Annotated in this window: 15 protein-coding genes and 1 pseudogene; 7 read left to right on the top strand and 9 right to left on the bottom strand. The window is 57.2% G+C overall.

The features are described 5' to 3' along the window. The first annotated feature begins 85 nt into the window (after window positions 1-85). A complete protein-coding gene (locus tag WA225_RS22370; protein ID WP_422609644.1) occupies window positions 86-343 on the top strand; it encodes a DUF2790 domain-containing protein in 258 nt (85 codons plus the stop codon). A 44-nt stretch (window positions 344-387) separates the two neighbouring features. Here the strand turns inward: WA225_RS22370 and WA225_RS22365 are convergent, their stop codons facing one another. The 5 genes from WA225_RS22365 to WA225_RS22345 all read right to left on the bottom strand — a co-directional run bounded on the left by WA225_RS22365 (window position 388) and on the right by WA225_RS22345 (window position 6,638). Beyond that, window positions 388-1,323, bottom strand: a complete 936-nt coding sequence (locus WA225_RS22365; RefSeq protein WP_422609643.1) for a LysR family transcriptional regulator — start codon at window positions 1,321-1,323, stop codon at window positions 388-390. Between the two features lie 238 nt (window positions 1,324-1,561). Further along, window positions 1,562-2,515, bottom strand: coding sequence for an aldo/keto reductase (locus WA225_RS22360; RefSeq protein WP_422609642.1), 954 nt, complete (start codon window positions 2,513-2,515; stop codon window positions 1,562-1,564). Window positions 2,516-2,537: 22 nt separating this feature from the next. Further along, window positions 2,538-4,004, bottom strand: a complete 1,467-nt coding sequence (locus WA225_RS22355) for an efflux transporter outer membrane subunit (protein ID WP_422609641.1) — start codon at window positions 4,002-4,004, stop codon at window positions 2,538-2,540. 19 nt (window positions 4,005-4,023) lie between these two features. Further along, the gene (locus tag WA225_RS22350; protein WP_422609640.1) at window positions 4,024-5,502 is read right to left on the bottom strand and encodes a DHA2 family efflux MFS transporter permease subunit; all 1,479 of its coding nucleotides are present in this window, start codon (window positions 5,500-5,502) and stop codon (window positions 4,024-4,026) included. Then, window positions 5,502-6,638 carry an HlyD family secretion protein gene (locus WA225_RS22345; protein ID WP_422609639.1) on the bottom strand — a complete coding sequence of 379 codons (1,137 nt, stop codon included), beginning with the start codon at window positions 6,636-6,638 and terminating at the stop codon, window positions 5,502-5,504. The genes WA225_RS22350 and WA225_RS22345 overlap by 1 nt, the downstream gene beginning before the upstream one ends. Before the next feature lie 271 nt (window positions 6,639-6,909). On the opposite strand from WA225_RS22345, the gene WA225_RS22340 reads away from it, so the two are divergent. Continuing rightward, complete coding sequence (locus tag WA225_RS22340) at window positions 6,910-7,533, top strand: TetR/AcrR family transcriptional regulator (protein ID WP_422609638.1); 624 nt, start codon at window positions 6,910-6,912, stop codon at window positions 7,531-7,533. A gap of 8 nt (window positions 7,534-7,541) precedes the next feature. Beyond that, on the top strand, window positions 7,542-8,057 hold the full coding sequence (gene mug, locus WA225_RS22335) for a G/U mismatch-specific DNA glycosylase (protein WP_422609637.1): 516 nt from the start codon (window positions 7,542-7,544) through the stop codon (window positions 8,055-8,057). Here mug and WA225_RS22330 read toward each other — a convergent pair. Then, the gene (locus WA225_RS22330; RefSeq protein WP_422609636.1) at window positions 8,045-9,010 is read right to left on the bottom strand and encodes an alpha/beta hydrolase; all 966 of its coding nucleotides are present in this window, start codon (window positions 9,008-9,010) and stop codon (window positions 8,045-8,047) included. The two genes, mug and WA225_RS22330, sit on opposite strands and share 13 nt — an antisense overlap. A gap of 11 nt (window positions 9,011-9,021) precedes the next feature. Continuing rightward, on the bottom strand, window positions 9,022-9,465 hold the full coding sequence (tspO, locus tag WA225_RS22325) for a tryptophan-rich sensory protein TspO (protein WP_422609635.1): 444 nt from the start codon (window positions 9,463-9,465) through the stop codon (window positions 9,022-9,024). 191 nt (window positions 9,466-9,656) lie between these two features. Between tspO and WA225_RS22320 the strand changes: the two are divergent. After that, a pseudogene (locus WA225_RS22320) lies at window positions 9,657-9,893 on the top strand (hypothetical protein). Window positions 9,894-9,895: 2 nt separating this feature from the next. Here WA225_RS22320 and nudK read toward each other — a convergent pair. Next, entirely contained in the window at window positions 9,896-10,759 is an 864-nt protein-coding gene (gene nudK / locus WA225_RS22315; RefSeq protein ID WP_422609634.1) for a GDP-mannose pyrophosphatase NudK, read from the bottom strand. Between the two features lie 451 nt (window positions 10,760-11,210). On the opposite strand from nudK, the gene WA225_RS22310 reads away from it, so the two are divergent. Further along, the gene (locus tag WA225_RS22310; protein WP_422609633.1) at window positions 11,211-13,130 is read left to right on the top strand and encodes a tyrosine-protein phosphatase; all 1,920 of its coding nucleotides are present in this window, start codon (window positions 11,211-11,213) and stop codon (window positions 13,128-13,130) included. Between the two features lie 239 nt (window positions 13,131-13,369). Here the strand turns inward: WA225_RS22310 and WA225_RS22305 are convergent, their stop codons facing one another. Continuing rightward, window positions 13,370-14,341: an AraC family transcriptional regulator gene (locus WA225_RS22305; RefSeq protein WP_422609632.1), complete on the bottom strand. Its 972-nt coding sequence runs from the start codon at window positions 14,339-14,341 to the stop codon at window positions 13,370-13,372. 267 nt (window positions 14,342-14,608) lie between these two features. Between WA225_RS22305 and WA225_RS22300 the strand changes: the two genes are divergently transcribed. Together WA225_RS22300 and WA225_RS22295 are read left to right on the top strand one after the other, a co-directional pair. After that, window positions 14,609-15,412, top strand: a complete 804-nt coding sequence (locus WA225_RS22300; protein WP_422609631.1) for a 2OG-Fe(II) oxygenase — start codon at window positions 14,609-14,611, stop codon at window positions 15,410-15,412. A 329-nt stretch (window positions 15,413-15,741) separates the two neighbouring features. Next, window positions 15,742-19,422: a hypothetical protein gene (locus WA225_RS22295; protein ID WP_422609630.1), complete on the top strand. Its 3,681-nt coding sequence runs from the start codon at window positions 15,742-15,744 to the stop codon at window positions 19,420-19,422. Window positions 19,423-19,620 lie beyond the last annotated feature (198 nt).

Genomic DNA, 19,620 nt, shown 5'->3' with positions numbered 1-19,620 from the left:
TTCCCTCTGCCGTCATTCCCTAGCATCGTCTCCAGGCCACCAGCAATCACGCTGAAGTGGCTCACTCAACGAGACGGTGAACATCATGAACACAATGAAAATGGCAATGGCGTTACTGCTTGGCACGCTGGGCGCGCAAGCGTATGCGAATACAGTGCCGACCGAGAATCTTCCGGTTGAAACCTACGCTTACTCGACCAATCTCGACATCGAGCATGTGATCTCGATCACCGAGCCGGCCAACGAGTGCGCGCCCGTACCGGTTCAGATGACCTATGAAGATTCCCATGGCGAGCGCCATGTTCTGCAATATCAGGTCATGGGCACTGGCTGCTCCAGTTGATTCAGTGCAGAGGAGGGAGGGTCGACACTCCTTGTCTGCTGCACTCAGTGCTTTCTTGCTCCAGCAATCTGTTCATCCGATGCCAGTAGTTCCGGGATCGACAGCTTGAGAAAGTCCACCCAGGTTTTAGTCTTCGCATCAACGAACTTGCGCGACGGATAAATCGCGAACAGGTTCAACTCCTCCAGCCGGTGCTCCGGCAACACCCGCACCAACGTCCCCGCCCGCAGGCCATCCACGGCCGATGCGATCGGCTGAATGCCGATACCCATGCCTTTTCTGATCGCGATGGTCATGCCATCGGCGGTGTTGATGTGAAAGGGCGACAGGGGAATGGTGATGGTCTCCATGCCTTGCGGCCCCTCAAACGTCCAGTTCTCCACCGGCATCACCGTGTTGACGATGCGCAGGCACTCATGCTCGCCAAGGTCGGCGGGCGAGTGGGGCATGCCGCGTTTTGCCAGGTAGGCCGGCGACGCGCAGAGAATGCTGTAGGTGATGCCCAGACGTTGCGCGACGAAGCCGGAATCCGGCAGTTCACGGGCCAGTACGATGGACATGTCGTAGCCTTCTTCGAGCAGGTCCGGGACGCGGTTGGTCAGGGTCAGGTCGAACATCACCGTAGGGTGAATCTCGCGATAGCGCGCGATGGCGTCGATCACATAGTGGTTGCCGATGGCTGACATCGCATGGATTTTCAGGCGGCCCACGGGCAGGGTTTGCGCGGTGCCGGCCTCTTCGTCGGCCTCGCGGACATCGTCGAGTATGCGTTCGCAGCGTTGCAGGTAGCGCAGGCCGGCTTCGGTCAGGGCGAGGCGGCGGGTGGTGCGGTTGATCAGGCGGGTGTGCAGACGCGCTTCAAGGGCGGACACGGCTTTGGACACGTTGGTCGTGGTGGTGTCGAGCAGTTCGGCGGCGGCCGTGAAGCTGCCGCTTTGGGCGACGGCGACGAAGAAGCGCATGCTCTGGAAAACGTCCATCGTTGTTCCGCCTTATGGTGGGTTGTGTGGTGTTGGTGGGTCGGTGTTCACTTTTAATGGCAGCCCCTCACCCTAACCCTCTCCCGGAGGGAGAGGGGACTGACCGAGGTGTCTTGCGCTGTCCGCCGACCTGAAATATCAAGTCGAACTCAGGATTTGAAAAGCACGCAATCAGGCTCCCTCTCCCCCCGGGAGAGGGCGGGGGGTGAGGGCCACGATCTACGTCACGCCACACACTTCAAGACTTACGCCCGGGAATAAACCCCGGCACCCCAGTCTCCACCACCGAGTTAAAGCGAATCCGCGTGCTGATGTCTGCCTTGATCTCACGCATCGCCCGCTGCGGCAAGGTCGCGATATCGAAATTCTCCTGAATGTGGCTCGGCGTCGCTGACGTCGTCAGAAACGCCGTACCACGCTGCACCGCCCACGCCAGTGCCACCTGCGCCGGGGTTTTCTGCACATGGCGGGCGATGCCGGTCAGCACGGCGTCTTCCAGCACGTTCGGTTCCATGCCGTGGCCCAACGGCGCGAACGCCAGCAAGATGATGCCGTGTGCCTGGCAGAACTCGAGCATTTCCCATTCCGGCAGGTACGGGTGCGATTCGATCTGCACCACGGCCGGTTTGATCCGTGCCGCTGCGACGATCACCTTCAACGCCTCCAGAGTGATGTCCGAGAGGCCGATGGATTTGCAGCGACCTTCATCCACCAGACTTTCCAGCGCACGCCAGGTGTCGAGCAAAGTGATCTCGCCATCGTAGATGACATGGCCAAAAGCGTCTCGCGGGTCTTGATCATCACCGGCCTTGAACGCGAACGGCGTGTGGATCAGATAGCAATCGATGTAGTCCGTCTGCAAGCGCTGGCAGCTCGCCTCGAATGCCGGTTTGACCCGCTCGGGGCGGTGGTTGGTGTTCCACAGTTTGGTGGTGATGAACACGTCTTCGCGGCGAACCTGCCCGGCAGCGAAGACCTGCTGAAAGGCGATGCCGATTTGCGTTTCGTTGCGATAACGCTCGGCGCAGTCGAAGTGACGGAAACCCACCTCCAGCGCGCATTTGACCGCGTCGGTGGTGGTGCTCAAATCGCGAAACAAGGTGCCGAAGCCAACGGCCGGCATCGAGCCTGCACCGTTGTTCAGCGGCCAGCGGGTGTCGCGAAGCGCATCGTGAAAGGCTTCGTAGGTCATGGTAATTCTCCAGTGTCAGTGATTACAGCGGGGTTTGGTCAGTGCGTTCGCGCGTGGCAACTTTCTGCTCGAAGACGCCAACGGCGTTGCCGCCCAGCGCCACGAACAGTTGCACCGTGTCGAGATAGCGTGTGGTCTTCGCGCGAATCTGGCCGAGCAACGCTTGCTCGTAGGCACGCTCGGCTTCGAGCACCTGCAGAACGCTGTTTTCGCCCTTGGCGTAAGCCTGTTGGTTGAGGCGAAAGCTGCTGTCGGCAGCGCGCAATGCGTCGTCCTGCGCGAGGCTTTGCTCAGCGCCGTGATGGATCGCCTGCAAGCTGTCCGCGACCTGGCCGAACGACTGAATCACTGTTTGTTGATAGCGCGCGAGCGAGGCGTTGTAGCCGTCGACCGCCGCCTGACGTTCAGCCTTGAGCGTGCCGCCATTGAAGATCGGCGCCGTCAGCCCGGCGGCGAATCCCCATAACGCTGCACCGCCATTGCCGGAGGCGGCTTGCGCCAGTGACGCCGACAGTTCGACGCGCGGATACAGATTGGCCGTCGCCACACCGACAGCGGCGCTGGCCATGTGCAGCTCGGCCTCGGCCTGGAGGATGTCCGGCCGGGTGCGCGCCATCTGCGAGGGCAGGCTGACCGGCAGGTTCGCTGGCAAGGTGAATTCGTCGAGGCTGAAGTCCGGCGCGATCCAGTCGGCCGGGCCTTTGCCGGCGAGGATCGACAACGCATGCCGCGCCGCATCGCGCTGTTGCGCGAGCGGTGGCAGCAGCGTGCGATCCTGGGCCAGACGGGTCTCGGCCAGCGACACATCAATCCGCGTCGTGCTGCCGCTCTGCTGCGCGCGCTGCACCAGATCGAGGTTCTTCGCATCATTGCTCAGCAGCGTTTGCACCGCCGCGATCTGCGCATTCGCCGACGCGAGCAGCAGCGCCTGGCGGGCGACGTCACCGGTCAATGTCAGGTACGCCGCCTCGTAGCGGTGTTTCTGCAAATCGCTCAGCGCCTGCTGGCCTTCGACTTCGCGTTGGATGCCACCGAAGGCATCCAGATCGAAGGCAACGCGCGGCCCGATTGCATAGACATTGGCGACGCTGGGCTCCGGCCCGTTGTGGGTGCGTTGCCGACCGCCCGCCGCGGCGAAATCCACCTGCGGATACAGCGCACCTTCCGCCGCCGCAACCGAGGCGGCGGCCTGACGCAGGGTGGCATCGGCGGCGACCAGTTCAAGGTTGCCAGCGATGGCGCGGCGCATGACCTGATCGAGTTTTGCCGAGCGCAGGGCAGACCACCAGTCACCGTTGATGCGCTGGCCCATGTCGAAGCGCTGATCGGCGGAAGGGCGCTCAGCCTGTTGATCGTAGTGCTGCGATGAGCTTGCGTCTGGCCGTTGAAAGTCAGGGCCGACGCTGCAGGCCGACAGCATCACCAACAGCGCCAGTGCGCTGAACGTGCTCGGGATTGCAGAACGGGTGAAACGCTTGGACGTTTTCATTGTGCACACTCCACGAAATTCAGTTGGCCGCAGCCGGCTTGCGCAGGAACAACACCAGCGGGCTCACCACGAGCATCGCCAGCATCAGAATCTTGAATTGGCCCATGACCGCAACGAACGCGGCTTGATGAGTCACCAGGTGGTTCAAACCCTCCAGCGCCGGCAGCGAGGTCGGCAGCACTGTGCGATAAGGCGTCAGATGGCTGACCAGCGCCACGTGCATGGCTTGGGTGTTGTTGAAGAAAAAGATCTGCACCACCGCGACGCCGAGAGTGCTGCCGTAGACCCGCATCAAGTTGAAAATGCCGCTGGCTTCCGGGCGCAAAGTCGGGTTGATCGTGCTGAACGCGACCTTGCTCAGCGCCGGCATCAACACACCAAGGCCGACACCCTGGATGAACCCGCTCACCGCCACCGGCGTCCAGTCCATCAGCGGCGAGTAACCGAGCATCAGCCAGTTGGCGTAGACCACCAGGGCAATGCCGATCGCGATCAACGCGCGGCTGTCGATCCAGCCCGGCGCGCGGCCCATCAACAGGAACGCGCCGACCAGCCCGATGCCACGCGGGATGGTCAGGAAACCGGTAGTGTCCGGCGGATAGCCCATGATTTCGTCGAGCATCGGCGAGGTCAGCGCCATGGTCGACAGCAGCACAAAACCGAGGGCGAAAAACATCACCGTCGACAGGACGAAATTGCGATCGCCGAGCAACGCCTTGCTGATGAAATGCGTCTTGGCGGTCAGCCGATGCACGCAGAACCAATACAGGCCGAGCACGCCGGCCAGCGCTTCGAGGCAGATTTCCAGTGAGTCGAACCAGTCCAGACGCTCGCCGCGATCGAGCAGCATCTGCAGGCCGATCATGCCGAGGGTGAAGGTGCCGAAACCGAAGAAATCGAACGGTGGACGTTGCTCGGCTTGTTTCTCCGCGAGCAGCAATGTCACCACCATGAAGATGTACGCGGTCAGCGGCAGGCTGAGGTAGAACATCGGGCGCCAGTCGAAGTACTCACAGATCAAGCCGCCGATGCTCGGGCCGCTGACGATGCCGAACAGCACCAGCGCCGTCCATTTCGGGGCGAACGCGGGACGCTTTTCCGCTGGCAGCGTTTCCACGGCAATCGCCATCGACAACGGCGCCAAGACTCCGCTGGCCAAGCCTTGCAGAATGCGCGCGGCGATGAACTCCAGCGGCATGCTCGCCAAGGTGCCGAGCCACAGACCGAGGGCAAACGCCAGCAGCGCCAGTTGATAAACCCGCTTCAAACCGAACGATGCGGCCAGCCATTGCGCAATCGGCAAGGTGATCGCACTGGCCGCCAGATAAGCGGTGAAAATCCAGCCGGCCTGATCATCGGTCATCGACAGACTGCCCTGGATCAAGCGCAGGGCCGCATTGGGCAACGGCAGATTCATCGATTGCAGGTAGGTCGCCAGCAGCGCGACGAATCGCAACAGGCGCAGGTCGGCCGTGGTCATTCGGGCGGTGGCGTTCATCACGCGTTACCTGCACTGAACAACGACTTGAGCGGATACCACCAAGGCGTGCGGTGCCCGGTGTCGACCTTGACCGTCGCACTGGTGCCGGAGAACAGCGGCAATGCCGGGTCGGCGTCGTCGAGTTCGAGGCGCACCGGCACCCGTTGCACGACCTTGACCCAGTTGCCGGTGGCGTTCTCCGGTGGCAGCAGGGCGAAATCGGCACCGGCTCCCGGGCTCATGCTGATGACGTGGGCTTTGAAGGGGCGATCCGGATAGGTGTCGAGCGTGATCGTCGCGGTCTGCCCGGGGCGCATATGCGTGAGTTGGGTCTCGCGGAAGTTGGCTTCGACCCAGATCTCATGATCAGAAATCAACGCGAAGGCCGCGCTGCCGTTATTGACGTAATTGCCCACCTGCAAATCGTCGACCTTGGCCACGATGCCGTCGGCCGGCGCGGTCACCGTCGCGTAAGACAAATACAGTTGCGCCTCGTCGAGCTGGGCCTTGGCTTCGCGCACGGTCGGGTGGCGATCGACGGCAATGTCCGGGTCGCCGTTGAGGGCGACCACGGTGCTGGCGATCTGTTGTTCGATGGCGGCGATGCGTTGGCGCGAGACTTTCACGTCGGTTTCAGCGCGCTCATAAACTGCCCGGGAGACGAACTCGCTGGCGATCAATGCTTTCTTGCGGGTGAACTCTTTCTGATCGTAATCCGCTGACGCCCGCGCCGATTGCAGTTCGGCCTGTTGCTGGCGGTAGCTGGCCTTGAGGCCGTCGATGCGCAGACGTGCATTGCCCAGTTGCGCTTCGGCGCGGTCGACGGCGATCTGCAACGGTTGCGAGTCAATCCGAAACAGCACTTGGCCCTTGCGCACGGGCTGGTTGTCGTCGACGGCAATCTCGACCACTTGCCCGGAAACCCGTGCATTGATCGAGGCTTTGGCCACGCGGGCATAGGCATTGTCGGTCGAGACGAACGGCGCGTTGGCGACGTATTGGCCGTAGCCGATCACGGCGAAGAGCGCGGGTACGCCGGCCATCAACAGCGGACGCAAGCGTTGCTTGAGCGGTTTTTTCGGTGTTGCCGTGGCAAGGTCTGAAACCGGCTGGGCGCTGGCTTGTTCTGCGGTGAGATCAAAGGGCTTGGTCATGATCTGCTGTTTCCAAGTGTTGAAACCTGAACCGGGAAATCGGGCCGACCCGGGCAATCTGCCTGTGGCCGCGACGTCATTAATTGCTGCGAGAAAGCAAAACCGTGCGCGGTGGGGGAGGATCGCTCCTGACCGCTGTTGCGTCGTTGTCACACCCGATTCGAGCTGCGTTACAACAAACCTGGCAACCAAGGAATTTTTGGTTCCTTAATTTTGTGCGATGGTGTAAGAATATGAGCGAGTTCTTCTCCTTGCAAGGAATTTATACGACATGGCACAAAATAAACCGACAGGAGGAAAAGGCCGCGGCCGTCCTCGTGCGTATGACCCGCAGACCGCGTTGCAACAAGCGCTCGGCGTGTTCTGGAACACCGGCTACTCCGGCGCCTCGCTGGACAGCATCGCCAGCGCCGCCGGCATGAACCGCCCAAGTCTGTACGCCGCGTTTGGTGACAAACACGCGCTGTACATCAAGGCTCTCGACCAATATTGGGACACCGCGCACATCGCCATGCAGGCGGCGCTGACCGACAGCAGCCTGACGCTGGCGCAAGCGCTGAACGGTTTTTATGAAGGGCAACTGGCGATCTATTTCTCGGGTGACGGCCAGCCACGCGGCTGCTTTGCCATCGGCACGGCAACCACTGAAGCGGTGGAAGACCCGGAAATCCGCAATGTGCTATCGGCTCGACTCAGCCAGCTCGATGCCGATCTCGAAGCACGTTTGCAAACCGCGCTGGACAACCGTGAACTGAAAGCCGGCAGCGACCTCGCCGCGTTGGCGGTGTTGGCATCCTCGCTGCTGCACAGCATCTCGATCCGTGCGCGGGCGGGGAAGTCCCGTGAAGAACTGGCGGCTATCGTGCGAAACGCCGTCAGCGTTATTTGCGGCTGAGTGACGTCATGAACGTTCTTGAAGACATTCTCGCGGAGGATTTATCCGTGGTGTTTTGCGGAATCAATCCCGGCTTGCTCGCGGCGGCGCAAGGGCATCACTTCGCCGGGCGCAGCAATCGCTTCTGGCGCACGCTGCACCTGGCCGGGTTCACCCCTGAAGAGGTGCGCCCGGAAAACGACCGCTCGATTCTGGCTTATCACTGTGGATTGACCGCCGTGGTCGCCCGAGCAACCGCGCGCGCCGATCAAGTGTCGGCGCAGGAATTCGTGGCTGCCGCCGCAGCGTTCGAGCAGAAGATTGCCCGCTACAGGCCGCGCCATCTGGCGTTTCTCGGTAAAGCGGCCTATCTCGGCTTATCCGGTCTGAAGGCTGTGCCGTGGGGCTTGCAGGCCGAGACATTCGCCGGCGCGGCGGTCTGGGTGCTGCCCAACCCCAGCGGGCGCAACCTGGCCTTTTCCCTGGAACAGTTAGTCACCGCCTATCGGCAATTGTACGAAGCTGCTGTGCTTCAAGCCGGTTGAGTCGCGGCGGCGACGCGCGCCGAAATCCATTGCCGACTGTACGCCAGCACACCCTCAGCGATGGCCGTGGGAAAGTGGATAAAACCGTGGGGCGAGGAGGGCAACAGGTACATTTCGACCGGCGCCCATTGCGCCCAGCGCTGGGCGATGTCGAGCGTGTCGTCGCGTAACGGATCGAGCTCCCCGGCCAACATCAGCGCCGGCGGAAAGTCGCTGAAGTCGCCGTACAGTGGCGACAGCGGTGGCTGGCGACGTTGCGCATCCGTCAGATCCGGCGTGAGCAGGCGCAACGCTTCGACCATGCCCGGGCCATCCAGCACCAACGTTTCAGGTGGCGCGGCGCGTACGCTCGGCGTGCCGGTCAAGTCGTAGACGCCGTAATACAGCAGCGCGCCGCTGATCCGCTGCAACAACTCGGGGAATGGCTTCAACGCCAGCAAGGTGGCCGCAGCCAAATGGCCTCCCGCCGATTCGCCGACGACCACCACCGGCAGATCGGCAAACTCTTCGTCATTCAATAACCAGCGCGCCGCGCACAGACAATCCTCGAGCAAACCTTCAATCGGCGTCGACACCGCGAGCCGGTAATCGACCGACACCACGGTGACGTTGCAGGTGTTGACGATGGCGATGTTGAAGTTGTCGTTCATCTGCGCATTGCCAATCACCCAGCCACCGCCATGAAAATCCAGGACCACGCCGGTGGATTTGCCCTTGGGCCGAATGATCCGCAGGGCGCCGCCGCTTGCGAGAACTTTGCTTTGCAGCGTCAGGCCATGCTTGAGCACTTTAGCGTCGCCGCCGAGCTGACTGACCCGCAGCAAACCCTGAATCAGCCTCGGCGTCAGACGATTGCGGATTTTAAAGCGTGGCAGCCAGGCGAGCTTTTTGTTGAAGTCGCGCACTTGCGCTAACTCGCGCTCGCCTTGTGGCCAGGGCGTTTGCGTGTTCACGTTGGTATCCCTCATGTGCGGTTATTGCGCAGGATGGAGAAGTTAAGTGCCGCCGCCACGCACAGCCACGCCAGATAGGGAAACAGGATCAACCCGGTGATCAGGTCCAGTTGCAACGCCAGCACCACCATGGCCGCCACCACCAGCCAGAGCAGCGTCAGGATGACCATTGCGGCGAACACCTGATGCGCGCCAAAAAACACCGGTGTCCACAGCGTGTTCAGCGCAATCTGTGCCGCCCACAGGGCCAACACCACTTGGCTGCCGGGGATCAGGCTCAAGCGGTAACCGGCCCAGGCCAGCAACAGATAAATCACCGTCCAGGCCAGCGGAAACGCCCAGTTCGGCGGGGTGAAAGAGGGTTTGTTCAGCGACTCATACCACGCGCCCGGTTTGAAGATAATCCCGGTGCTTGCCGCCGCTGCGCAGGCCAGAAGAAAAATGAAAAAGGTCATCGCCAGTCCTTAGCTGAGGTCAGCTGGTTAGAGTTGCCAAGCCATGTCGGCCGTTAAGAAAGGGACGCCCGGCGCAGCGAAAAGTTTGCAGCGATCCAGCAGATTTCTCGGTACCGCGATGCAGTTGAACTAAAAATTGACTGGTGCGTCAGGATATTCAGTTGCCTTTCACTGATTACAAGGAGCAGACCATGAATCACTTTGTCCTGAAGTACCTGTTCAACGGCGAGCCGCGTACGTACGAACTTGACCTCAAAGAGGCGCAGCTTGCCGAGCACGAAGCGGCGATGCACTTGCTGGAGTTGCATCTTGGCGATGCCGAAAACGGCCTGCTCATGCCCACGGCGGACTCAACACCGTAGCAAATCCTCGAGCAGGCCGAACGGGTTGGCCTTACACAGATTGAAGTTGTCGGGCAGAGCTGCTGAGATCAGCGCTTTTTGGCAGCGGGGACTTCGCGCGGGTCGTGGTAAACCACCAGTCCCCGCTGTCGAGCCAACTCCACCAGCGGATCCGCGCCCTCTGACTCACCGCCAATTTCCAGCACCGCGTCGCAGCGCTGCAGCAGCGCTTTTGCGTAGTCATGATAATGAGCCTGATCTTCGATGCTGCTTGTGCTGGCCAGCAGTGGAAAGTGCCCGGCCTGCAGCAACTCGCTAGCGCATGCTTGCAGCGCCTGCAGATTGGCCCCGGCCAGCAGAATCGTCAGGGCCGGTGAGGACGGCATGATCTGCCTGAGGTATTGCAGGAGCATGATGGTTTTGCCATCCATGATGCGGCCGTCGTCGACCATCGCCAGCGCCTGTTCGAAAGGCAGCTCCAGCACTTCAATGTCTTCGCCTTCATCGGCCAGACCGCCGCCGGCACTGACGCGGTCTTCGGGATGGTATTCACCGACAAAAAAATGCAGGCGCTCGGTGACCGAACCGGGGCTCATGAACGCTTCAAACACCTTGCGCACGGAACGCACGCGATAACCGGTTTCTTCCTCGGCCTCCAGACGAATGCGCTCTTCGGGACCGGCGTTGTCCAGCAGCCCGGCCGCCGTTTCGATCAAGTAGCCGTCATGGTCGTTGACGAACGTCGGAATACGAAACTGGCGGATGAGGATGACCGTGCGTTGCGCCAGGTTGTACAGCGCAATCGTCGCGCCATTGCCACGGTCGTACACCTCGCGGCTCAGCGCCTGCCAACTGCCGTCGCGGCGCTGCAATTCGAAGTCGATCTTTTTCAACAGGTACCAGTTGTCCGACAGCAGATGCTGGGCGACGATTCGCACATTGCGGTGATGCATGGGCCGTGATCCTTTGAAAATTTGTGAATTAATAACACACTGCCGCTCACTCGTTGTTCAGGAGTGGCACACGGGCGACACCCGGGATGTCTTCCCGTGGGAGCGGTGGACACGGCCCGAGCTTGAACGGATCCTGCACGCCCTCAACAAAGCCTGATCCCCACACTGATTAAGGTGATCCGCGAATTCCGCAAACACCCAACATCCCCTGTGGGAGCGAGCTTGCTCGCGAAGAGGTCCGCCCAGCCAACATCCCCGCAGCTGACCCACCGCTTTCGCGAGCAAGCTCGCTCCCACATTTTTGATCTTCGATTTCCTTCAAAAATGGACCAATCACGCACCCCATGGCCCAATCGCGCAGCCATTTTCATTCAAAGCAAAACTGTCATATTCGATATCACTTCATTACCCATAGTCAGCAGCCCAACGCTTATCCCAATGAGGCTGCACTGTGTTTCAACGTCTTCTGTGTTCGCTGTCCGTACTGAGCCTGTCCATCGCCGCCGCCCACGCTGCCGAGTCCGTGCCGCTCGACACGCCGCGCCTGCAAGGCATCGACAACTTCCGTGACATTGCCGGCATCACCACCGCGTACACCACGGCCCACGACGGCACGATGCGCAGCGGCGTGTTCTACCGCTCCAACGCGCTGACCCCGACGGCCAGCGATCTGGCGACCCTCAACAGCCTCGGCATCAAAGCCATCTACGACCTGCGCACCCCCAGTGAAATCGCCGCCACCCCCGACACCCTGATCAGCGGCGCGACCTACCAGAACATCGACATCATCGGCAGCACCACCTCGGGCTCAAACATTACCAACATCTCCTTCAAAAGCGCCGCCGACGCCATCGCCATGATGGAGCAGACCAACCGCGCCTTCGTCAGCGACGCCGGCATGCGCGGCCAGTTCGGCGTGCTGTTCAATGAACTGGCCAGCGTCGACGCCGCGCAACTGTTCCACTGCACCGCCGGCAAGGACCGCACCGGCTGGACCGCCGCCGTGTTGCAGAGCATCGCCGGGGTCGACAACGCGACCATCATGGCCAACTACCTCGCCACCAACGACTACACCGCCGCCCGCGTCGCCGCCACGCTCAAAGCGCTGCCGCCGAGCATGGCCGCCATCTACGAGCCACTGCTCGGCGTGCAGGCCAGCTACTTGCAGGCCGGTCTCGACGAAGTCACCGCGCAATACGGCAGCATGGACAACTACCTCAAACAAGGTCTCGGCCTGTCGCAGGAAACCATCTATGTGTTGCGCGGCAAACTGGTTGAATACAACAGCCTGCCGGGTCAGGCCGGGCTGATCGGCAACGCCGCTGCCGGGGCCGAACTGCTCCGCCAATTGCAGAACACCAGCCTGTCCGGCACCTACAGCGCCTACAACTACTACCTGCAATCGGCCATCGACGCCGGCACCCTCGGCGGTGTCGAATCCCAGGTCGGCGGTCAGGTACACGCCGACGCCGCCAGCTACTTGCTGCGCCAAAACGCGATGATCGAACAAGCCGCCGCGCCGTTCGCCAGCGGCAGCGACCTCAAGGTCGGCCAGTACCGCCTGTGGACCACCGCGCTCGCCAGCTACCTCGGCACCGACGGCTCGGCCCATGCCGAAAGCAGCAACGAACACAGCCAAGGCCTAATGGTCGGCATCACCCAACGCTTCAGCGAACAGCTCAGCGCACGTGGCGGCTTCGGCTACAGCAAAGGCACTGTCGGCGGCTCGGGTGGCGAAGCCGACACCGACTTCACCTTCCTCAACGTCGGCGCCCGCTACGGCTTCACCAGCCTCGAACAAGGCCTGTTCGTCGACGCCAACGCCAGCGCCGGCTACATCGACTACGACAGCAAACGCGACCTCGGCGGCGGCCTCGGCACCGCGAAAGGCAACAGCCACGGCAACCTCACCGGCGCCACCGTCGCCCTCGGCTACCGCGCCCCGGTCAACGGCATGACCTTCGAGCCGAGCCTGGGCTTCCGCATCAGCCACCTCGATCTCAACGGCTTCAAAGAGAAGGGCAGCGAACTGTCACTCGACGTCGACGACAACAGCGCCACCCGCCGCAGCGCCGTCGCCAACCTCAACGTCGGCTTCGCACCAGTAGCAATGGGCGCATGGCAACTGGTGCCGGGCGTACAAGTCGGTTACGAACGCACACTGGGCGACAACCAGGTCGACAGCCAAAGCCACCTGCTGGGCCTGGACATCGAACAACGCGCGGCTTTTGATAATCGCGACCAGTTCAGCGGCGGTGTAAATGTGATGGCCAGCCTCGGCGCCCTGAGCCTGGGTGCAGAAGTCGGCGCCAATGGCGGCGGCGACAGCCATGGCTTCAACGGCGGCCTAAAAGCCAGCTACGCGTTCTAAAAGCAGCGGGGTCAAGGAAGACCCCAATCCAACAAACACCAAAGGTTTTATGAGTTGCCATCAATCCCAACCACACCAAAAATCCCTATGGGATGCCGACAATCTCAACCACACCAAAAATCCTTGTGGGAGCTGGCTTGCCAGCGATAGGGCCAGCCCAGCCAACATCTCCATTGCCTGACTCACCGCCATCGCTGGCAAGCCAGCTCCCACAATCAGCATTCCAGCATAAGAACCGATCACCCCCGAGCCCGAAACTCCGCCGGACTCACCCCATAAGCCCCCTGAAAATACCGACAAAACCGCCCCACGTTACTAAACCCGAACCGCAACGCCACCTCCGTCACCGACCCCGAACCCCGCTGCTTCAACACCTCATAAGCCCGCTCCAGCCGCACCTGCCGCTGATACGCCACAATCGACATCCCGACAAACCGCCGAAAACCCTCCTGCAACGCGCGCTGACTGACATGGCTCAACCGCGCCAGATCCACACCACTGACCAACTGCTCCGGATGCGCCTGAATAAACTCCACCGCCAGCTTCACATGCCGAGGCGCAACCATCGCCGTCGGCCGCCGCAACGCCTCGGAAAAGTTATGCGGCCACGCCTCCAGCACCGCATCCACCAACATCTCGCGCAACCGCGACGGCATCAATGTCCCGCTGTTGAGCAACAGATCAAACTCGGTGCCGGTGGCCAGATCAATCAACGCCTTGATCCCCTGAAACGCCGCCGAATTCAGATCCACACGCGGCGCAAAAACGATCTTCTCCACAATCGGTTTATCCAACAGCGCCGACAACCGCTCAGTGAGTTGGTGCCGATTGATCGACATCCCGTGATGCGCATGATCATCAACAAAGCGCATCGAACGGATATCCGCCTTATCAATCGCCAGCCCAACGTGCGACACCCCGATAGACTCGGTGCCATGGTTGAAAACGATCTTGCCGGCAGTGGGAATGACAAACGTGATCTCGTCCTGCGGATCGGGGAAGGCAACGGTGAAATCGCCGTGGTAATACATGCGACGAAAACTCACGCCGTCATGCCGACCGTAGACCCCACCAATGATGATGTTCGACGGCAGCGGCGGGGTATCGGCATAGCGATTGCCGAAGAGCTTGGAGAACATCGCCCCGAAGTCATCGGAACGGAGATTGTCAGAGCGCAGGATGATTTGTTGGCGAACAGGAGTCGGAAACACCTTGGCGGCACCTTCGTTTGGGGGCTCTAGGACTGGGGTGTAGGGCAGGGCGCCGAGAAGACTAGCAGAGGCAATATGACGCGTTTGTGACAGTCGGAAACATGCCGTAACAGCGCCGCGCCACGTTTAAGCAAAGGACACTCGGCAGGCCATCGCCGACATGGCAACCTGCTCGCACCTGTACTCAGCAAACAAATAGCGGCGATGCACTCAACGTTTGGCCCTGTTTGACATGACCTGAAAGCATTCAAGTTAATTGGAGCGGCAATGCAAGCCAACACACAAACACTCCCCATCAGCCTGACCCCGGAACTCGACTTCGACCAAACCGCCGCCAGCGCTTTCGGCGAATCGCTGACCAGCGAGTACACCCAGGCCACGCCATTCCCGCACATCGTCATCGACAACTTCCTGCAAGCAGACGTCATCGCCAGCATCCGCGAACACTTCCCGGTCGAACCGACCCAAAACGAACAAACCTACGAGCGCGGCTACAAAGGCCAACTCAAACGCCAGATCAGCCCCAACGCCTGCAACCCGTACCTGAAGAACGTATTCAACACCTTCAACTCCGCACCCATGCTGGAATTCCTCGAAAAACTCACCGGCATTCAAGGGCTAATCCCCGACCCTTATTTCGCCGGCGGCGGCCTGCACGAAACCAAAACCGGCGGCTTCCTCGGCGTGCACTCGGACTTTCGGCTGAACAAAAAGCTCAATGTTGAGCGGCGGCTGAACGTGATCATTTACCTGACCGAGGACTGGCAGGAGGCGTATGGCGGCAACCTGGAGCTTTGGGATGTGGGGATGAAGAAATGCCTGAAGAAGGTGCTGCCGGTTTATAACCGGTGTGTGATTTTTAATACGGACAAGGACAGTAACCATGGGCATCCGGAGCCGTTGACTACGCCGGAACACATCACTCGGCGGTCGATTGCGCTTTATTACTACACGGCGAGTGGGGTGGGAGGGGAGCCGGGGCAGAGGAATAAAACGCACTATAAACCGCGGCCGAAGGATCGGTGGAGTTTGAGGTATTACTTGAATAAATTGATTAAGAAGAAGGGGTGAGGAGGCTGCGTAATCAGGGAAGCAGCCGTTTTTTTGACTGGGTGGTGAGCAGATGGTGCTGGATCAGCTTTCGGCCAGAAGAGGACATTTGCAAGCGACCGCTACCGGCCAAAAGCAGCCACTCTGCCAACGGCAGCAAAGGGTCCAATGAACTCAAATGTGAGCATGAAATTTTGCTTGAGAGGCCAATTAGCTCGGTGATCAGACACTGGCTGCTCGAAAGCACATTACTACCCAGCATTGAGAAGGCATACTGCCACTCTGAGAAACTGCATAGATGGCTAGATGGCATCTGAAAGACAGTTCAATAGAGGTCAAGGAAGGTAGAAATGAAGCTATTGAAATCGGTACTTGCACTGCTCAAAAGCACTTCGATTTTTAAAATGCTGGCACGTCGATTTCAACCTGAACGATCTCTTCGCAACGAATTTTTTGATTTAGCCCCTATCGATGCCGCTGATCAAGATGGCCTCTATCAAGCGGCGCTTGAGTTTGCCATGCGCAATCCCGCGGTGCGAAACGTCGCCATCACAGGTCCTTATGGGTCAGGCAAGACCAGTGTCATCAAGACCTTCGAAAAAAACTCTTCATACCGCTTTCTGAATGTATCCCTAGCGACATTCAGTGATCCCAATGCGTTGAACACTCAAGATCAAGATCCGGAAAAGGATGTGACTGTAAGGGTCGAACGCAGCATCCTCCAACAAATGCTGTACGGTGCCGGGGCCGGAACCTTACCGTATTCACGATTCAAAAGAATTTCCAGGCCCCGATGGATTGAACTCAACGCCATCCTATTTGTAGGCTGGGCAGTGGCCATCGGTTTACTGTACAAGAATCATGATGAGTTACTAAAAGCGTTCAGCTCTGGCACGTTAGGTTGGCCTTGGATTTTTACTGTTGCCTATACCTTATTATACTTGGCAAGGTTGATTTCAAAAGCCTTGAGGGCTTCACACTCAATATCGGTAAAGAAGTTGTCTCTGCAAAGTGGTGCGGTGGAGTTGGACGGAATACCTGAGAGTTCAATACTTAATAAACACCTTGACGAAATAATCTATTTCTTCGAAGAAAATGATTATGATTTGGTGGTTTTTGAAGATCTGGATCGATTCGGGAATCCCGAGATATTTATAAAGCTGCGGGAAATCAATAAAATAATAAATGATCGGCCACAACGGTCGTTCTTGTTTTCTTCTTTCAGAAGAAATCAGCCGCTGAAGTTTTTTTACGCAATAAAAGATGATATTTTTTTCAATAAGGATAGAGCTAAATTCTTCGATTTTATCGTTCCCATCATCCCGGTAATCAATAATTCTAATTCCCGTGAAATTCTTAAGAAATGCATTCATGCGGCGGGGTATGCTGAGGATGTAAGCGACAGATTTATCGGAGAGGTTGCGCTGTATCTAGATGATATGCGTCTAATTAAAAATATTAGCAACGAGTTTTTTATCTATGAGAAGAAAGTTGGATCGAGCAAGCTGAATTTTAGTAAGCTTTTAGCAGCGATCATCTACAAAAATGCTTATCCCAAAGACTTCGAAAACCTACACCATGGAAACGGTGCGCTGTTCGAAATCGTCCAGCAGCGAACATGCATCTTGACCCAGTCGGCAAAGAAAATAGATAGTGAAATTGAATCTTTGAGGAATCTCATTGCAGACTCTGAAGAAGAAAATTGCAAAGATGTCATAGAGCTAATTAAGATATTTTGGGGGCACTTGTGTAGCGCTTTCACTGAATATGACATTGTTAGTGTGTATGCGGGAGACAGCATATTTACGGCCCAGGAAATACTTGAGTGGAATAACTTTGAGCAGCTTTTCAAAGAGGCGAATTTAGCCGTCCGCGGTAAGCCTAGGAACAGTTATTACAATAACGAGCAAAAAATCCATCTGTCATTGTCGTTTAGAGCGCTTGAAGAAACTATTACACCTGGCATCACGTTTGTTGAGCGACACAAAAACATCATCAATAAGGCTGTCAAAAGCAGGATCGAAATCAACTTAAAAATTGAAAAGCTGAAAGAGGAGAGATCTTCTCTGGCTCGGCAGCCGCTATATCATCTTCTGAGCTTGGTAGAGTTTCAGATAGGGGATGTGACAGAGCTACACCAGATTATAGATAGCCGCTTACTTAATTACTTGATTCGAAACGGCTATCTTGATGAGACGTATCACCTCTATATATCCATTTTTCACGAAGGTCGGATGTCCCGTAATGATTGGGATTTCATCCTGGCAATCCGCGACTTCAGGACATCTGATCCAACACTGATGATCGATAACCCATCAGAAGTTATAGAAGAGCTTCGCGAAGAAGACTTCGGTTCAGGGGCCACTTTAAACATCAATCTCATTGATTACCAACTTGACGGAGTTCCGGATTCACCAAGGATACAGTTAATCATCAACTACTTGTCGAAGCACCTGCCAGAAACCAGTCAATTCTTCGAGGCGTACTGGCTTATGGGCAAGCACTCGTCGTTGTTGACTCAGGCCGTAGCTACACATTGGCCAGGTTACGGAGTAGGGTCTATCGACACGCCCCTTGCAACACAGCACATCGCGCGAATCATTGCCCACCTCGATCCGTCTTATATCTCTAGCCAAATGAATGCTGATTTGGCGTTAACCAACTACATCTCCGCGCAAGCTGCAGTAATATTTTCTGAGAACTTGGTTTTCGAACAAGGGTTCGAGGTGCTTGGGTTGCTGGGCGTAAAAGTTGAACAACTCGGCGATATTTCGAGTCACATCGAACTTTTTGAATATGTTCATCAAAAAGATCTTTATCGACTTTCTGTAGGTAATGTCAGATTTTTGCTGGCTCATGCTTTTGTACCAACTACTGAATACAAAGAAAGCACTACTCGATTTGACCCTGAAAAATCAAATTATACTGCGATCAGTAATTTTGGGAGCGCCTGCTTAAACGCTTATATCGACAGAGAGATCAATAATTATTTGCGTGATGTCGCATGCGCAATAGAAGGAAATGTACAAGAATCTCCTCAGGCGATACTTAGCTTGGTCAATCACCCCAAAGTTGATGAAAGCCTAGCTATTCAGTTTGTCTTACAGCAAGACCACGTTTTCTCGACCTTCGATGGCTTACCGACCTATCTGTGGGACGACCTTATGTATGAGGAGCACATTGCCATAACGTGGGTCAATATCCTGCGCTTCCACGCTGTTGAGGGGCTCAACGAAGATCGGCTCAATGAAGTTCTTAATCGTGAAAATGTATTTCAACCACTTTCTGAAAAGAAAATTCCACAGTTAAGTGATGCTTCCGAACAAACCAAAAATTTGAGCTGGTTCATAATTTCCAATACAGCGCTGAGCGATAAAAGTTATCGACATCTTTGTAAAAGCATCCCCTTTCATTATGTGAGCTTTCCAAGCGATCTTCCTGAAGAGCGGCTATTAGTTTTGGCTGATTTACTCATTGTCCGCCTTAATGAAAAATCTTTTGCGATGACCGAGGCGTCAACAGTACTCAGAAAGACAATAATCATCAAGAACTTCGAAACCTATAGGGGTGGAATAAAACAGTATCCTCTAAGTCCCGAAATTAAAGGGCTGCTCCTGGCGTCCGCTCTCCCGTTAGACCAAAAGTGTTATTTGTTAAGTGATTTGACCGTGGATGAACTCAAAGCAGACGCGTCGCTCGTACAGTACGCCGGGCAAGTACTTGGGCGAGAAGATCTCAATGAGAGAGTATTCGATCTCTCATTAATCTCCCATTGTCTCACTCATGTCAAAGAAAAAACCAAACGCAAAGATATCCTTTATAACTTTATTGATATATTGTCCATCGAAGAAATTCTCGTCGCATTGTCAGCCTTGGATTATCCTTATTCGGATTTATCACAGCGTAAAAAACGACCCAAGCTGGAAAAGACTGAACGGAATAGGCGCTTCGCAGAGTCTTTAGATAGAAGAGATATCATTTCATCTATAAAGGATGAAGGCTCATTCATTAGGCTGAACACTTATCGGTAAGCTCTCTCCTATCTGCTATTTCAGATAGGATTAATCGTAATTGGTAACAACGCTTCCCCTTGACCCGCCGGCAGGCAAAGCTTTCTATTATAATTTGTCGTTCAGAAGCATCTCTGGCGCATCGATAGGCTGAACAGGTTGGCGAAATCAACGATATGTATTGCGCTTTGTTGTCAGACTTCAATCCAAACAAGGCAA

The sequence above is a fragment of the Pseudomonas sp. genome, from assembly GCF_049300855.1.
In the GTDB taxonomy this organism is placed as follows: Bacteria; Pseudomonadota; Gammaproteobacteria; order Pseudomonadales; family Pseudomonadaceae; genus Aquipseudomonas.
This window is presented reverse-complemented; position numbering and strand designations above follow the sequence as displayed.

Coding starts and splice junctions, on each gene's coding strand:
- WA225_RS22370 (WP_422609644.1), top strand. CDS start 86: ATGAACACAATGAAAATGGCAATGGCGTTACTGCTTGGCACGCTGGGC.
- WA225_RS22365 (WP_422609643.1), bottom strand. CDS start 1,323: ATGGACGTTTTCCAGAGCATGCGCTTCTTCGTCGCCGTCGCCCAAAGC.
- WA225_RS22360 (WP_422609642.1), bottom strand. CDS start 2,515: ATGACCTACGAAGCCTTTCACGATGCGCTTCGCGACACCCGCTGGCCG.
- WA225_RS22355 (WP_422609641.1), bottom strand. CDS start 4,004: ATGAAAACGTCCAAGCGTTTCACCCGTTCTGCAATCCCGAGCACGTTC.
- WA225_RS22350 (WP_422609640.1), bottom strand. CDS start 5,502: ATGAACGCCACCGCCCGAATGACCACGGCCGACCTGCGCCTGTTGCGA.
- WA225_RS22345 (WP_422609639.1), bottom strand. CDS start 6,638: ATGACCAAGCCCTTTGATCTCACCGCAGAACAAGCCAGCGCCCAGCCG.
- WA225_RS22340 (WP_422609638.1), top strand. CDS start 6,910: ATGGCACAAAATAAACCGACAGGAGGAAAAGGCCGCGGCCGTCCTCGT.
- mug (WP_422609637.1), top strand. CDS start 7,542: ATGAACGTTCTTGAAGACATTCTCGCGGAGGATTTATCCGTGGTGTTT.
- tspO (WP_422609635.1), bottom strand. CDS start 9,465: ATGACCTTTTTCATTTTTCTTCTGGCCTGCGCAGCGGCGGCAAGCACC.
- nudK (WP_422609634.1), bottom strand. CDS start 10,759: ATGCATCACCGCAATGTGCGAATCGTCGCCCAGCATCTGCTGTCGGAC.
- WA225_RS22300 (WP_422609631.1), top strand. CDS start 14,609: ATGCAAGCCAACACACAAACACTCCCCATCAGCCTGACCCCGGAACTC.
- WA225_RS22295 (WP_422609630.1), top strand. CDS start 15,742: ATGAAGCTATTGAAATCGGTACTTGCACTGCTCAAAAGCACTTCGATT.